The sequence below is a fragment of the Rhodanobacter sp. UC4452_H20 genome (genome assembly GCF_052978205.1).
Window position 1 is genome coordinate 2,453,199 of the sequence record NZ_CM129662.1, and the last position, 15,262, is coordinate 2,468,460.

Consider the following 15,262-nt stretch of genomic DNA (forward strand, 5'->3'; position numbering starts at 1 on the left):
GGGGGTTGCGCCTAGGAGAACGCGATGCTGGCGATCGCGCCGTTGGCGTCGGTGCGCGGGCGCATCGCGACATCCCAGCCATACAGTTCGCACAGGCGGCGCACGATCGCCAGGCCCAGGCCGGCGCCGCTGCCGCCGGCGCCCTCGCCGCGCACGCCGCGCTGGAACAAGCGCTCGGCTTCCTCCGGCTTGATCCCCGGGCCGGTGTCGATCACCTCGACGCCGCCATCGCCGACCACCACCTGCACGCTGCCCTCCAGCGTGTACTTGATCGCGTTGCCGATCAGGTTGGTCAGCGCCACCGCCAGCACCGAGGCCGGCGCGTTGACGCTGACCGCGCCGCGCACGTCCAGCTCGATCGTCAGCGGCTTGCCGCGCATCTGCGGGCGCTGGCTCTCGATCACGTCGGCGGCGACCTTGCCGACGTCGGTGGTCTCGCCGCGGGTGGGGCCGCGCCGCTCGGCGCGCGACAGCAGCAGCAGCGCCTCGATCAGCTCGGTGGCCTGGCGCGAGGCGCGCTCGATCCGCTTGAGCCGTTCGGCCAGCTTGGGCGTGAGGTCGGGCGAACCCTGCAGCAGCTCGGTGGTGCTGGCGATCACCGCCAGTGGCGTGCGCAGTTCATGGCTGACGTCGGAGTTGAACTCGCGGTCGCGCTCGACCATCGCGGTGAGCCGCGCCGAATACTCGTCCAGCGCATGCGCCAGCTCGCCCACCTCGTCGTCGGCGAAATGCGGCGCCAGCGGCTCGGCCTTGCCGGCCCTGCGGAAATCGCGCAGGCGGTTGGCCAGTTCGCTGACCGGCTTGAGCACCTTGCGCGACAGCCACACGCCGATCGCCAGCGAGAGCACGCTGAACAGGAACACCACGAGCACCAGCGCGGTGATGAGTTGACGCTTGCCCAGTTCCTCGCGACTCACGTCGTAGCGCACGAAACCTATGATGCCGTCCTTGCGCCGCACCGCCAGCTTGTAGTGCCGGGGGCGACCCTGTTCGTCCACGTCGTTCATGTCGTAGACACCGGTGGAAAGCCCCTGCCAATCCAGCGGTGCCTTGTAGATGGTGCGGTCACTCCACAACCAGGCGTCGATCAGTTCGGAGCTGGCCTGCTGGTCGGGGTGCGCGATCACCTTGTCGACCGCCTGGTCCACGTCGTGCTGCAGCGCCGACACCACCAGTTGATCCTCCACCTTGGCGCGCACGTACAGCGAGGCCACGGCAAACAACGCGCTGAGGCCGAAGCCGAACAGCGCGAAGGAGACGATCAAGCGGTAACGAAGCTTACGCCTGGACTGCATCCGGCTCGACCATGCGGTAGCCAATGCCGTGCCGCGTGTGGATAAGCGGCTTGCCGAACGGCTTGTCGATCGCCGCGCGCAGGCCGTGGATGTGCACGCGCAGGGAGTCGGAATCGGGCAACTCCTCGCCCCACACGCGCTGTTCCAGGTCCTGCCGGGTGACCACCGACGGGCTCGCTTCCATCAGCGCCTGCAACAGCTTCAGGCCGATCGGGTTCAACTGGATCGACTTGCCCTCGCGATTCACGGTGAGCGTGTCGAGGTTGAAGGTAAGGTCGGCCACCTTCAGCACGCGGCTCTGCGGGCCCTTGCCGCGGCGCGCCAGCACCTCCAGCCGCGCAGCCAGCTCCTGCAGCGCGAACGGCTTGGTCATGTAATCGTCGGCGCCGGACTCGAAGCCGGTGAGCTTCTGTTCCAGCGCATCGCGCGCGGTGAGCATCAGGATCGGGGTCTGCTTGTGTGCCTCGTGGCGCAGCTTGCGCGCCACCTCCAGGCCATCCATGCCGGGCAGGGTCAGATCCAGCACGATCACGTCGAAATCGTGCACCACCGCCAGGTGCAGCCCGGTCACGCCGTCGCCGGCGAAATCGACCACGTTGCCGCGGTCCTCCAGGTAATCGCCGATGTTGGTGGCGATGTCGCTGTTGTCTTCTATCACCAATACGCGCATGTGCCACTCCTGCACAACCGGCGCCGGGCCGGTGGGATTGCCAGCTTAACAAGCTTGCGTGAACGCGGCGCTGAAAGATGGCGACTTTCAATCTCCCGGCCATGGCGAGGACACGGCCAGAGCATGGCGAGGGCATGGCGAGGGCATGGCGAGGGCATGGATACCCGAGTTTAGGCAATGCATGGAGCAATTGCCCGATGCCCGAGTTGAGGCAATGCATGGAGCAATTGCCCGATGCCCGAGTTGAGGCAATGCCGGAGCAGTGGCCCGATGGCCGCACGCGGATCGGGCACACCGGTGCCTGGTTCGCGTGAGCAAGTCCGGGCTCGTACCGGGCTTGCGACAGAAGAAAGCCACGGGAAGTGGCCTTCTTCCCGGGGTCTCCAAGAAAAAGGCCCAGATGCACGACTCGCCGTCGCCCACCTGGACCCAAACAACTGCCCCGCTACCATCACCTGCCATCCATCACGGGCTCACCCGCCGACAGACAACGCGGATCTTATAGCGAGATGCAGGTTAGATGCCGGTTAACTCCCGCGCCGGGCCACGTGCCGTTCGAGATGACCCACGATCGCACCGGCCACGTCGACACCGGAGGCAGCCTCGATGCCTTCGAGTCCGGGCGAGGCGTTGACCTCCAGCAGCAGCGGGCCGCGCCGGGAGCGCAGCAGGTCGACGCCGGCGATGCCCAGGCCCAGCGCGGCGGCGGCCTTGACCGCGAGGCGCTTCTCCTCCGCGCTCAGGTTCGCCGCCACCGCGCTGCCGCCGCGGTGCAGGTTGGCGCGGAAATCGCCCGGGCTGGCCTCGCGCTGCATCGCTGCAACCACTTTCCTGCCGACCACGAAGCAGCGGATGTCGCTCCCGTTCGCCTCGGCGATGAACTCCTGCACCAGGAAATTCGCGTACAGGCCACGGAACGCCTCGATCACGCTCTGCGAGCCGCTGCGCTTCTCCGCCAGCACCACGCCGGTGCCCTGGCTGCCTTCGTTGAGCTTGATCACGTGCGGCGGCTCGCCGAGCAGGGCCAGCACGTCGGCGGTGTCGTCCGGGTTGTCGCCGAACACGGTGACCGGCATGTCGATACCCTGCGCGGCGAGGATCTGCAGGCAGCGCAGCTTGTCGCGCGCGCGCAGCACCGCATCGGACGGGTTGGGCGTGTACACGCCCATCATCTCCAGCTGGCGCAGCACCGCGGTGCCGTAGAACGTGGTGGAGGTGCCGATGCGCGGAATCACCGCGTCAATGTCGCGCAGCGGCTTGCCGTTGTAGCGGATCGCCACCGCGCCGGGCGCGATGCGCACGTAGCAGCGCAGCGGATCGAGCACGCGCACCACGTGGCCGCGCTCGCGGGCCGCCTCGACCAGGCGCTTGGTCGAATACAGCCGGGTGTTGCGCGACAGGATGGCGATCTTCATGCGGGGCTCGCGACGTCCGTGGCGGGTGTCGGCCACGGCGAGGGTTGGGTATAGGAAAGCGAGGGGTCGACGACGAAACGCCCGGCCAGCGCGGTGCGCCCGAGCAGCAACGGAAACAGCATATGGCGGCGATCGGTGAGGTTGATGTCAACAATGAAGCGCATCCCCGCCAGCTCCACCTCACTGCGGATGAACCAGCGCTCGGAGCGGCGCCCGCCGGTGTCGGTGACCATGCGCCGGTCCACGGCGCGGGCCTCGGCGTGCACCACCGGTGTGCGTCGTCCGGGATGCAGCGAGAAGCGCAGCCACACCTCGCCGTCGCGCCGGAACGGTTCCAGCGTGTCGACATGCAACGAGCTGCTGCGCGCCCCGGTATCGAGCTTGGCCTTGAGCCGCGCGATACCCAACGCCGGCAGGGCGAGTCGCTCGCGCCAACCCAGGATCACCAGCCGTGCAGCGATCGGATCCGCCATGGTTCGAGACAGTTCGCAAATCGCGGGATCGGGGAGTGGAGCGGGTGAAGGGAATCGAACCCTCGTCAGTAGCTTGGGAAGCTACAGCTCTACCATTGAGCTACACCCGCCGGTGGGTCGGCGCATGGTAACCCGTGCGCCGCGTGCTTTGGAACTGCCGGCGCGGCCCAATGGCGGCTTAACCGCGAATGGCCGGCGGCTGAACCGGCGGCGGTCGCCGCGTCTGCGCCTAAGGTTGGCCTAACGTTGTCCATGCACATAATCCACACGCGACCGCCGATGCGCCCCCGCATCGGGCACCGGCGCCCACCGTTCACAGGGGAGACCGTCATGCGGATCTTGGCCAGACTGTTCGCTTCACCTTCGCGACATGCCGTGTTGCTCGCGCTCGGCCTGCTGCTCGCCGGCATCGGCGCCGCCCATGCGCAGACGGCCGCTGGCGACGACGGCTACGCGCCGCCGAGCCGGGTGGCGCGGCTGTCATGGTCCAGCGGCGACCTCGGCCTGCTGCCGGCCGGTGCCCGCGACTGGAGCGACGCCAGCGTCAACCGCCCGCTGACCACCGGCGACAAGCTCTCCAGCGGCGACGACGCGCGCGCTGAGCTGGAACTGGGCGGCGCCACGCTGCGGCTCGACCAGCGCACCGACATGGGCCTGCTCGACCTGGACGAGCAACTGGCGCAGATCGAACTGACCCAAGGCACGCTGAGCCTCAGTGTGCGCCAGCTCGAGCAGGGCCAGAGCTACGAGATCGACACGCCGACGGTGGCGCTGGTGATCGACCAGCCCGGCCGCGTACGCGTGGATATCGACCGCGGCGCCACCCGCGTCACCGTGTTCGACGGCAAGGCCACCGTGTACGGCGAGAACAACACGCAGCGCGACGTGTTCGCCGGGCGCAGCTACCGCTTCGTCGACTCCGACCTGGCCGCCATCGCGATCAGCGACATCGACGGCGGCGACGATTTCGACGCCTGGGTGGACCAGCGCGACCAGCGCTATGCGCAGTCGCGCAGCGGCCAGTACGTCTCGCCCGAGGTGGTCGGCTACCAGGACCTGGACCAGTACGGCGAATGGCAGGACGACAGCGACTACGGCGCCGTGTGGTATCCGAGCAACGTCGCCGTGGGCTGGGCGCCTTACCGTGACGGCCACTGGGCCTACATCGCGCCGTGGGGCTGGACCTGGATCGACGCCATGCCCTGGGGCTACGCGCCGTACCACTACGGCCGCTGGGCGCACACCCATCGCGGCTGGGGCTGGATCCCCGGGCCGCGTTACGCGCGGCCGATCTACGCACCGGCACTGGTCGCCTTCATCGGCGGCGGCGGTTTCTCGGTGGGCATCGGCAGTGGTCCGGTCGGCTGGTTCCCGCTCGGTCCGGGCGAGGTCTACAACCCGTGGTACCGCTGCGATCGCGACTACTACCGCCGGGTCAACGTCAACAACATCCGCGTGACCCGGCACATCACCCGCGTGATCGTCGACGATCGCGTCGCCAGCCATTACGACCGCTACCGCAACAACCGGCCATTCGACGAGCACTACGCCAACCGCTACGCGCCGCGAGGCATTACCGCGATGTCGGCACGCGAGTTTGCCGCCGGTGCCGGCGTGCAGCGCCACCAGGTCAAGCTCGATCCGGCCCGGCTGGCGTCGACCCGGGTGGCACCGCGTGGCGTCGACATGATCCGTCCGCTGCCGCGCAACGCGATCGACCAGCGCAGCGGGCACGTGCGCCAGCTGCCCACCGGCGGCTTCCAGCGCGAGGTGGTCGCCCGCCGCGCGCCGCCCATGGTGGCCGCCGAGCTCGCCCACCGGCCAGGCGACGGGCGAGTGCAGCCGCGACCGGTATCGAATGTGCGCGTGCTGAATCCCCGCCGCGCCGAGATGTCCGCGACGGCGGTCGCCGATCGGCCCCGGCTGCCGGCGCGCCGCGCTGACGACGCCGCCACGCTGCCGGTACCCGAGCGCGTGAACCGCGCCACGCCGATGCCGCGCGAGGAACTGCGCTCGGCACGCTACGCCCACCCGCAGGAGCGTCGGCGCGATGAATCGGCGGCGATGCCGCGACCCGGGGTCAGCTACATCAGCCCGGCCGCGCGCAGCGAACCCTCGCTGCCGCGGGTGGCGCCGATCCGCCGCGCCGATGCCGACGGGCAGGCCATGCCGGAACGCCGCGCCCGCATGCCGGAGTCGGTGGACAACCCGCCGCGCGCGCGTCCCGAGTCGCGCATCGAGCGTGCGCAGATGAGCCGCCCCAACTTCGAACGCGAGCAACCGCGCGAAGTCGCCCGCCCGACCTTCAATCGCGAGCAACCGCGCGAGATCGCCCGCCCCACGTTCACGCGCGAGCAACCACGGCCGCAGCCGATGCAGCGACAGGCGCCGCCGCCCGCGCCGACACCGCGCTATACGCCGCCGCCGCGGCGCGAGGCGCCGCCGCCGGCGCGCGCCGACGCGCAACGCTTGCGGCAAGCCGACCCCCGCAAGGATCACCAGCGCTGAGCTGACCCGATGACGGCCACGACGGGCGATGGAAAGCCCGCCCGCGCCGACCTGCTAAAGTCTGCCGCCCGCGGCGGGCGCGCGCCTTCGCCCGCTCCTGCCGGCGACCTCGTGGCGCCGGCCACCTGCTGGCCCCTGGACCCTCGCATGACCGCTGGCGACACCGACAACCTGCCGGCGCACCTGCGCCGCATCCGCAGCTTCGTGCTGCGCGAGGGGCGCATGACCCCGGCGCAGCAGCGCGCCTTCGACACCTTGTGGTCGCGCTATGGCCTGGACTACGCCGGCACCCCGCGGGACCTGGACGCCAGCTTCGGCCGCCATGCGCCACGCGTGCTGGAAATCGGCTTCGGCAACGGCGAGGCGCTGGCCTGGGCCAGCGAGCACGACCCGGCGCGCGACTATCTCGGCGTGGAAGTGCACGGGCCCGGCGTCGGCCGCCTGATGAACGCACTGGCCGCGCGCGACGCCGACAACGTGCGCATCTACAAGCACGACGCGGTCGAGGTGCTGGAGCACGAAATCGCCCCCGCGACGCTGGCCGAGGCGCGCATCTGGTTCCCCGACCCCTGGCACAAGAAGCGCCATCACAAGCGCCGCCTGATCCAACCCGGATTCGTCGCCCTGCTCGCCTCGCGCATGGCCTCCGATGGCCTGCTGCACTTGGCCACCGACTGGCAGCCCTATGCCGAGCACATGCTGGAGGTGATGGAAGCCGCGCCCGGCTGGCGCAACGCCATCGCCCCCGGCGCATACGCCGACAAACCCGAGTGGCGCATCGAGACACACTTCGAACGGCGTGGCTTGAAGCTGGGGCACGGGGTGCGGGATCTGCTGTACCGAAAGGCTTGACCCCACCCCAACCCTCCCCTGTTTCGCGAGGGAGGAAGTGCAACAGGCGCGTCGGGATGCAGACGAGATCCGCGCTGTGGCCGGCCAGCGGATATTTATTGTCAGCGGAACTCGTGGCCGGCCAGGTGGCGGCGGCGCAGGAAGTACCCAAGGCGGCACCCGGCGTCGGTACTCCCAGCCTCCCTCTGCCAGCAGGGGGAGGAGCCAGAATCGGTACGCCCATGCCGCCGCGCCGCATTCTCCCTGTGCCGCTCTTGCCCTCCGATTCACCAGCTCGCGCGCGGGCCCGCTTATACTCAAGCGATCCATCCAGGGACGAATCGTCGCAGCGTGAAGCTTCCACTGCCATCGCCTGACCACTTGCGCGCGTCGCCCCCGCGAGACCTGCGCTGATGGGCCTGTCGCTCACCCCGGAAATGATCCTGGTGCTGGGCCTGGCGGGCTTCACCATGCTGATGCTGGTGCTGGACTGGATCCGCGCCGACATGGTGGCGCTGCTGGTGGTGGTGGCCATCGGCCTGATCGGGCTGATTCCCGCGGACAAGGTGTTCGACGGCTTCGCCGGCAACGCGGTGATCTCGATCATCGCCATCATGATCATGGGCGAAGGCCTGGATCGCGCCGGCGTGCTCACCTATACCGCGCGCGTCATGATGCGCATGGCCAACGGCGTGGAATCGCGCCTGAGCCTGGTCATCAACGTGGTGGCCAGCCTGTTCAGCGCGGTGATCCCCAGCCAGGCGCTGGCGGCCCTGATGATCCCGATCAGCAGCCGACTCGCCGCGCGCACCGGCGTACCCATCTCGCGGCTGCTGCTGCCGATGGCGTTCTGCATCTTCACCGCCACCAACACCACGCTGATCGCGAACTCGCCGCTGATCATCCTCAACGACCTGATCGCCAGCGCCAACCTCAACCTGCCGCCGGGCGCGCACACGATCCCCAAGTTCGGCCTGTTCAGTGTCACGCCGATAGGCCTGGTGCTGGCCGCGGTGGGCGTGGCCTATTTCTATTTCTTCGGACACAAGCTGTTGCCCGGGCACGAGGACGAACGCCTGAAGGTGACCCCCGGGCGCACCGAAAGCTACTTCGCCGAGACCTACGGCATCGGCGGCGAGACCGCCGAGCTCACCGTCACCGCGGAAAGCCCGCTGGTGGGCATGAGCATCGGCGAAGCCGAAGCGCTGCACCAGGCGCCATTGATCCTGGCGATCAAGAGCGGCAACGAGTCACGCATGGCGCCGCCGGCCGATCACGTGATCTGGGTCGGCTCGGTACTCGGCGTGCTCGGCCCGCGCGAGCAGTTGAACCGGTTCGCCAACAACCAGCTGTGCCGGCTGTCCACCCGCATGCGTCAGTTGGGCGAATTGTTCAACCCCACCCGCGCGGGCATTTCCGAAGTGGTGATTCCGCCGGTGTCGCGCTTCATCAAGCAGACCGTGGCCGACCTGCGCCTGCGCAAGCGCTTCGGCATCTCGGTGCTGGCGATTACCCGCGGCGACCAGGTGTTCCGCGACGACGTGCGCGGGGTCAGCCTGCGCGCCGGCGACACGGTGGTGCTGCACAGCAACTGGCGCGACCTGGCGCTGGCCGCCGAGGACAAGGACCTGGTCGTGGTCACCGACATCCCCAAGGAGGAGCAGCGCCCCGGCAAGATCTGGCAGGCGGTGGGTTTCTTCCTGATGGCGCAGGGGTTGGCGCTGTTCACTCCGCTCGACCTGTCGCTGTCGATGATGGCCGGTGCGATCGCGATGCTGCTGACCGGCGTGCTGAACATGGACGAGGCGTACAAGGCGATCAACTGGAAGACGATCTTCGTGGTCGCCTGCCTGATCCCGCTGGGCTGGTCGATGGACGCCACCGGCACCGCCGCCTGGCTTGCGCAGCTGGTGTTGACGCATCTTGGCGGCGTCGCGCCGTGGGTGCTGCAACTGTGCGTGGCGTTGCTCACCCTGCTCTTTGCCCAGGTGATGTCCAACGTGGGCGCCACCGTGATGATGGTGCCGGTGGCGATCAGCGTGGCGGTGGCCACCGGCGCCAATCCGGCGGCCTATGCGCTGATCGTGGCGGTGTCCTCCTCCAACACCTTCCTGATCAGCGCCGGCCACCCCGCGCTGATGATGGTCACCGGCCCCGGTGGCTACAAGGGCAAGGATTTCCTGCGCGTCGGCGCGCCGCTGACGGTTCTGATGCTGGTGGCGACGCTGCTGATGGTGAACCTGATGTTCCGCTGAGCAGCCGGGATTCGGGAGTCGGCGAACTTCAGGGCAGCGCGGCGGGATCGAGGCAGATGAAGCCGTCGACCACCCGCAGCGGCACGGCGCGCAGTGACTGGCCGCGGCAGGGACCGCCGGTGCACAGGCCGTCGGCCTGGTTGAAGACGGCGCCGTGCACCGCGCAGATCAGGCTGGCGTTCTTCAGCAGGAACTTGCCCGGCGCGTAGTCGAGCCGGTTGCCGGCATGCGGGCAGATGTTGAGATAGCCGTTGACCTGCTCGCCCCGGCGCAGCAGGATCAGGCTCTCCTCGCCATCGGCCAGCATCGCGTCCACCGCGGTGGCGCCGCCATCGGGTACCTGCTCCAGTGCGCATACGGCATGCGCCTGCGACGATCCGGTCTCGTTCACTGTATCCATCGGCACTTGCCTCGCGGTTCGCGAGGCCCCATCGTGGTAGCGTAAGTCGTTGATTTTACCACACGAGTTTTTAACACATGCGCCTCTACCTGCATTCCATGCGTCGCCCACGCCATCCGCTGGCGCGCTTCCTGTCGCTGCTGCTGGGTCTGGCCGTGATCGGCGTGCTGCTGGTGTTCGGCCTGGTGGTGGCCGGCGTGCTGTTGATCGGCGGCGTGATCGTGCTGGCGATTCGCCAGTGGAAGCAGGCGCAGGCACCCGCCGGCGTGCCGACCCAGGGCCCGGCGAAGCCCCAGCCGGCGGTGCTGGAAGGCGAGTTCCGGGTGATCCGCCAGGGGCGTCCCGTCACGCATTGAGGCGCACGTGCGCGCTTACCCGCGGCACGGGGATAATGCGGCTCCCCCACCCGATACTTCCCCATGTCCGAGATCCCCGCCTCCCTCGCGGCCGACGCGCCGCGCCGCCTGACCGATCCCCGCGTCCTGATCCCGCTGGGGTTGTTCGCGCTGTACGTGATCTGGGGTTCGACCTATCTGGGCATCCGTTTCGCGCTGGAAAGCTACCCGCCGTTCCTGCTCGCCGGCGTGCGCTTCCTCGGCGCCGGCATCGCGCTGTACGGCTTCCTGCGCTGGCGCGGGATGGCGCCGCCGACACCGCTGCAGTGGCGCAACGCGGCAATCACCGGCCTGCTGCTGCTCGGCATGGGCAACGGACTGGTGTGCTTCGCCGAAGAACGGGTGAGCTCGGGCATCGCCGCGGTGGCGGTGGCCAGCATGCCGCTGTTCGCGGCGCTGTTTTCCGGCATGTACGGCGAGTGGCCGCACCGGCGCGAGTCGATCGGCCTGGCGATCGGCTTCGCCGGCGTGATCGTGCTCAACCTGGGCAGCAGCCTGGCCGGCTCGTCGCTGGGCGCGGCCGCCCTGCTGCTGGCCGCGGCGGCATGGGCGTTCGGCTCGGTGTGGAGCCGACGCCAGATGATGCCGCCCGGCCCGATGAACACCGCCGCGCAGATGCTGTGCGCCAGCCTCGCCCTGCTCGTCGTGGGCTTCGCCAGTGGCGAGCACCTGCCCGCACACCCGAGCACCCGCGCCACGCTGGCACTGGTCTACCTGGCGGTGTTCGGTTCGATCATCGCGTTCAGCGCCTACCTGTACGTGCTCAAGCACGCGCGCCCGGCGCTGGCCACCAGCTACGCCTACGTCAACCCGCCGGTGGCCGTGCTGTTCGGCGTGCTGCTGGCCGGCGAACACGTGGGGCCGTTCGACCTGGCCGGCATGGCGATCATCCTGGCCGGCGTGGCGGTGATCACGCTCGCCAGGACACGGCGCGTGGCGAAACCGTAGGAGCCCGCTCGCAGGCGATGCTCCTGCTCTGGCGAATCCCGAATCCCTGCCCCAAGAGCATCGCCCGCGAGCGGGCTCCTACCCCTGATGGTGCGCTCGACCATGGTCGGCTTGCCGGCACGGCTGCCGCGGCGCGACGATGACCCGACCACGGCGGAGAACGGCATGAACGCATCGCAAGACGGCTGGATGGCGCGCGCTGCCCTGCGCAGCGCGGCGTGGGCGGAGCGCTGGTTCCCCGATGCGTGGGTGTTCGCCGCGCTGGGCGTGGTGCTGGTGGCGCTGGCGACATTCGCGTTCGGGGCCACGCCGACGGCGACGGTCAACGCCTTCGGCGACGGCTTCTGGAGCCTGATCCCGTTCACCATGCAGATGGCCTTCGTGGTGATCGGCGGCTACGTGCTGGCCACTGCGCCGGTGGTGGCGCGCTTCATCGACGTGCTGGCGCGCGCGCCGCGCACCGGACGCGGCGCGATCGTGTACGTCGCGTTTGTGAGCATGCTCGCGTCGCTGCTTTCCTGGGGTTTCTCGCTGGTGTTCGGCGGGCTGCTGGTGCGCGCGCTGGCGCGGCGCGACGAGCTGCACATGGATTACCGCGCGGCGGGTGCGGCGGCGTATCTCGGCCTGGGCGCGATCTGGGCGATGGGGTTGTCCTCGTCGGCGGCGCAGTTGCAGGCGAACCCGGCCAGCATGCCGCCGGGCCTGCTCGCGATCACCGGCGTGCTGCCCTTCAGCCAGACCATCTTCCTGTGGCAGTCGATCGTGCTGACCGCGGTGCTGATCGTGGTGTCGCTGCTGGTGTGCTGGTTCACCGCGCCGTCGGATGCGAACGCGCGCACCTCGAAGGATTTCGACATCGGCGAAAGCTCGACGCCCGCGTTGCCGCCGCGCACGCGCCCGGGCGAATGGCTGGAATACAGCCCGCTGCTGGCGCTGGCGATCGGCCTGCTGGGGCTGGGCTGGCTGGGCCACGAGTTCGCGACCAAGCCGGCGGTGACCGCGATCGCCAACCTCAATACCTACAACTTCCTGTTCCTGACCGCAGGGCTCCTGCTGCACTGGCGCCCGCGCAGCTTCCTCGACGCGGTGCATCGCGCCGTGCCGAGCACCGCCGGCGTGCTGATCCAGTTCCCGCTGTACGGCGGCATCGCCGCCCTGCTCACCCACGTGCCCGGCGCCGACGGCTCCACCCTGGCGCACCGGTTGTCGAACCTGTTCGTGCACATTGCCGGGCAGGAAAGCTTCCCCGCGGTGATGGGCGCGTACTCGGCGATCCTCGGCTTCTTCGTGCCCTCCGGTGGCGGCAAGTGGCTGGTCGAGGCGCCGTACGTGATGCAGGCGGCGAACGACCTGCACGTGCACCTGGGCTGGGCGGTGCAGGTATACAACGCGGCCGAGGCGCTGCCCAACCTGATCAACCCGTTCTGGATGCTGCCGCTGCTCGGCGTGCTGGGGCTGAAAGCGCGCGACGTGGTCGGCTACACCTTCGTGCAACTGGTGGTGCACGTGCCGCTGGTGCTGGGCATGCTGTGGCTGCTGGGCATGACGCTGGACTACGTGCCGCCGGTGATGCCGTAGCCGGCAGGGCGGGAGCGCGCCATGCGCTCCCGCCGTCGACGCTATAGCTCGCGCAACGCCGTCGTCACCGGCAATCGCGCCGCGCGGACCGCGGGGAACAGTCCGCCGATGAAGCCGATGGTAAGCGCCCACAACAGCCCCACCCACAGCAGTTCGGCGGAGACCTTGAGCTCGAAACTGAGCTTGCCGACCGAACCGGCCGCGAGTGTGGACGCGCTGTAGCCGTTGAACACCAGCCACGCCAGCAAGCCGCCGATCAGGCCGCCGAGCAGCGCAAGCAACATGGTTTCGAGCATCACCGCCACCACCACCGGCAGCCCGCGGAAGCCGATCGCCCGCAGCGTGGCGATCTCGCGCGCCCGTGCCGCGACCGCGGCGAACATGCAGTTGAGCGCACCGAAGATCGCGCCGATCGCCATGATCGAGCCGACCACGATGCCGATGATGGTCAGGAAGCTGCTCATGCCTTCGGACTGCTTGCTGAAATAGTCGAGCGTGGTGCTGACGTCCACCTTCAATTGCGGATTCGCTTCCAGCGTGGCCTTGAAGGCATCGAATGCGCCAGGATCGGCCAGCTTCACGGTGACCGATGCGCGGCTGCTGCCACGGCGGTAGGTATCGGCCACGACGCCGGCATCGCCCCACACTTCCGAATCCATCGAGTCGCCGGAAGCAAACACGCCGACCACGGTCCACAGCTGGCTGCCGAGACGGACCTGATGGCCTGGCTCCAGCCCGGCGAATTGCCGCGCGGCGCCCTTGCCGACGATGAGCTCGCGCATGCCTGGGGTGAACTTGCGGCCCTCGACGATCTTCAGGTTCGGCCGCACCGCCCAGGCCTGGTCGCTGACGCCGCGCAGTTGCACGCTGCCCTCTTCGTCCGGCTGGCCACCCTTGATCGGCAGGTTCGCGGCCACCACCAGCTCGGGCGAGGCGATCGGCTGGCCCTTGGCGTCCTTGGCGATGCCGGCGGTCTGCGGGATCAGCGTCACGCTGTCATGGTCGAGCACCGACATCACCTCGGAGGCGGATGCGCCGCGCATCACGATGGCCGTATCCGTGCTGCCGGTCTTGCTCAGCGTCTCGCGATAGCCATCGCTCATTGCCAGCAATGCCACCAGCACCGCCACCACGCCGGCGATGCCGATCACGATCACCGACGACATGCCAAGCCGCTGGCGCAGCGTGCCGATGCCGACCGCGGTGACCGAGATGGCCTGCCTGCCCTGGCGGGCGAACAGCATCCACACGGCGAGCAACACGACCGAAAACACGGTGAGTGCGGAGAAAAACAACATCAGGGAATGCAGGAACATGGTCGTTCTCCTCAGCGGCCAGCCAATGCATCGACGATGTTCAGGCGCATCGCGCGCATCGCGGGCAAGGCACCGACCAGCAGGCCGGCGGCGATCATCAACAACAAGCCGCGCAGCCAGATGCCGGCATCCACCGGCGCCATCGGAATCGCGCCGCCCATCGCCGCATGCACGCCACCGACCACCAGCATCGCCAGCGCCAGACCCAGCACGCCGCCGAGCAGCAACAGCAGCACCGATTCGGCCAGCACCATCGCCAGCACGCTGCGGCTGGAGAAGCCGATCGTCTTCAGCACCGCCAGTTCGGACGTCCGTTCGCGCACGGCCTGCATCATGGTGTTTCCCGACAGCAGCAGCAGGGTGAAGAACACCGCGCCCATGATCGAGGTGACGATCAGGCCGATATCGGCCAGCTGCTTCATCCACGATGCGGTGGCGGCGGCTTCGGTCTGCGTGCGCGTCTCGTGATCGGAGTTGGCCGAGATGGCATCGATCGCCTTGGCCACGCGATCGGCCTGGTTCACATCGGTGACGCGCGTGACGTACCAGCCAACCTGGCCGCGGTTGTATGGCGTGGTCTCGTCGAAATACTTCCAGTTCAGCAGGAACATCTGGTCGTAGAAGCCGCCGGACTTCTTGTCCTTCGAATGCAGGATGCCGACGATGTCGAAGGTCCAGTTCTTGCTGCCTTCATGGTTGGGAAAGATGGTCGACTGCATCGGGATCTTGTCGCCCACCTTCCAGTGGAACCGCTGGGCCAGTTTTTCCCCGACCAGCGCGCCGGTGCGGGTGGTTTCGAACGCCTTGCGCTCGGCCGGACTCACTTCCATCTCCGGATAGAGGTCGAGGTAGTTAGGTTCCACCGCGAAGCTGAAGACCTGGTTGTGCGGGTCCTGGTATGCGCCGCCGAACCAGTTCGCATAGGTGACCATCTTCACGCCCGGCACCTGGGCGATCCGCGCCTCCAGCGACTGCGGCAGGGTCTGGATGAAGGACAGCCGCGAGCCGGTCTGCAGCCGCTCGGCGCCGTTGGCGCTGTTGCCGGCCTGGTCGAAACCCGTGCGCACCGCATCGAGCATGCCGAACAGCAGGAACGCGGCAATGATCGACACCAGCGTGAGTATCGTGCGGGTCTTGCGCCGGAACAGCGCAGCCCAGATCAGATGAAAGTATTTCAT

General features: G+C 68.6%; 13 protein-coding genes and 1 tRNA gene. 6 read left to right on the forward strand and 8 right to left on the reverse strand.

Translation table 11 applies throughout. The features are described from left to right. Positions 1-11: 11 nt before the first annotated feature. The 5 genes from ACVCMC_RS11595 to ACVCMC_RS11615 all read right to left on the reverse strand — a co-directional run bounded on the left by ACVCMC_RS11595 (position 12) and on the right by ACVCMC_RS11615 (position 3,963). Positions 12-1,295, reverse strand: coding sequence for a sensor histidine kinase (locus ACVCMC_RS11595; RefSeq protein WP_395116069.1), 1,284 nt, complete (start codon positions 1,293-1,295; stop codon positions 12-14). Beyond that, complete coding sequence (locus tag ACVCMC_RS11600) at positions 1,279-1,965, reverse strand: response regulator transcription factor (protein ID WP_395116067.1); 687 nt, start codon at positions 1,963-1,965, stop codon at positions 1,279-1,281. The genes ACVCMC_RS11595 and ACVCMC_RS11600 overlap by 17 nt, the downstream gene beginning before the upstream one ends. Positions 1,966-2,492: 527 nt before the next feature. Beyond that, entirely contained in the window at positions 2,493-3,380 is an 888-nt protein-coding gene (rimK, locus tag ACVCMC_RS11605; RefSeq protein WP_447097401.1) for a 30S ribosomal protein S6--L-glutamate ligase, read from the reverse strand. Next, on the reverse strand, positions 3,377-3,853 hold the full coding sequence (locus ACVCMC_RS11610; RefSeq protein WP_395116057.1) for an ATP-dependent zinc protease family protein: 477 nt from the start codon (positions 3,851-3,853) through the stop codon (positions 3,377-3,379). Before ACVCMC_RS11610 ends, rimK begins: the two co-directional genes overlap by 4 nt. Before the next feature lie 36 nt (positions 3,854-3,889). Further along, positions 3,890-3,963 (reverse strand) — tRNA-Gly (locus ACVCMC_RS11615). Positions 3,964-4,228: 265 nt separating this feature from the next. Between ACVCMC_RS11615 and ACVCMC_RS11620 the strand changes: the two genes are divergently transcribed. The 3 genes from ACVCMC_RS11620 (at position 4,229) to ACVCMC_RS11630 (ending at position 9,447) form a co-directional block, all read left to right on the forward strand. Continuing rightward, on the forward strand, positions 4,229-6,361 hold the full coding sequence (locus ACVCMC_RS11620; RefSeq protein ID WP_447097402.1) for a DUF6600 domain-containing protein: 2,133 nt from the start codon (positions 4,229-4,231) through the stop codon (positions 6,359-6,361). A gap of 147 nt (positions 6,362-6,508) precedes the next feature. Continuing rightward, positions 6,509-7,213, forward strand: a complete 705-nt coding sequence (trmB, locus tag ACVCMC_RS11625; RefSeq protein WP_447097403.1) for a tRNA (guanosine(46)-N7)-methyltransferase TrmB — start codon at positions 6,509-6,511, stop codon at positions 7,211-7,213. Positions 7,214-7,605: 392 nt separating this feature from the next. Continuing rightward, complete coding sequence (locus tag ACVCMC_RS11630; protein WP_395116033.1) at positions 7,606-9,447, forward strand: SLC13 family permease; 1,842 nt, start codon at positions 7,606-7,608, stop codon at positions 9,445-9,447. Positions 9,448-9,475: 28 nt separating this feature from the next. Here the strand turns inward: ACVCMC_RS11630 and ACVCMC_RS11635 are convergent, their stop codons facing one another. Beyond that, positions 9,476-9,847, reverse strand: coding sequence for a Rieske (2Fe-2S) protein (locus ACVCMC_RS11635; RefSeq protein ID WP_395116031.1), 372 nt, complete (start codon positions 9,845-9,847; stop codon positions 9,476-9,478). A gap of 77 nt (positions 9,848-9,924) precedes the next feature. Between ACVCMC_RS11635 and ACVCMC_RS11640 the strand changes: the two genes are divergently transcribed. The 3 genes from ACVCMC_RS11640 to ACVCMC_RS11650 all read left to right on the forward strand — a co-directional run bounded on the left by ACVCMC_RS11640 (position 9,925) and on the right by ACVCMC_RS11650 (position 12,768). Beyond that, the gene (locus ACVCMC_RS11640) at positions 9,925-10,203 is read left to right on the forward strand and encodes a hypothetical protein (RefSeq protein ID WP_447097404.1); all 279 of its coding nucleotides are present in this window, start codon (positions 9,925-9,927) and stop codon (positions 10,201-10,203) included. 63 nt (positions 10,204-10,266) lie between these two features. Continuing rightward, positions 10,267-11,190, forward strand: coding sequence for a drug/metabolite exporter YedA (yedA, locus tag ACVCMC_RS11645; protein WP_447097405.1), 924 nt, complete (start codon positions 10,267-10,269; stop codon positions 11,188-11,190). 189 nt (positions 11,191-11,379) lie between these two features. Beyond that, positions 11,380-12,768: a short-chain fatty acid transporter gene (locus tag ACVCMC_RS11650; protein ID WP_447099493.1), complete on the forward strand. Its 1,389-nt coding sequence runs from the start codon at positions 11,380-11,382 to the stop codon at positions 12,766-12,768. Between the two features lie 41 nt (positions 12,769-12,809). On the opposite strand, the gene ACVCMC_RS11655 is transcribed toward ACVCMC_RS11650, so the two are convergent. Then, complete coding sequence (locus ACVCMC_RS11655; RefSeq protein ID WP_395116025.1) at positions 12,810-14,084, reverse strand: ABC transporter permease; 1,275 nt, start codon at positions 14,082-14,084, stop codon at positions 12,810-12,812. 11 nt (positions 14,085-14,095) lie between these two features. Continuing rightward, on the reverse strand, positions 14,096-15,262 hold the full coding sequence (locus ACVCMC_RS11660; RefSeq protein WP_395116023.1) for an ABC transporter permease: 1,167 nt from the start codon (positions 15,260-15,262) through the stop codon (positions 14,096-14,098).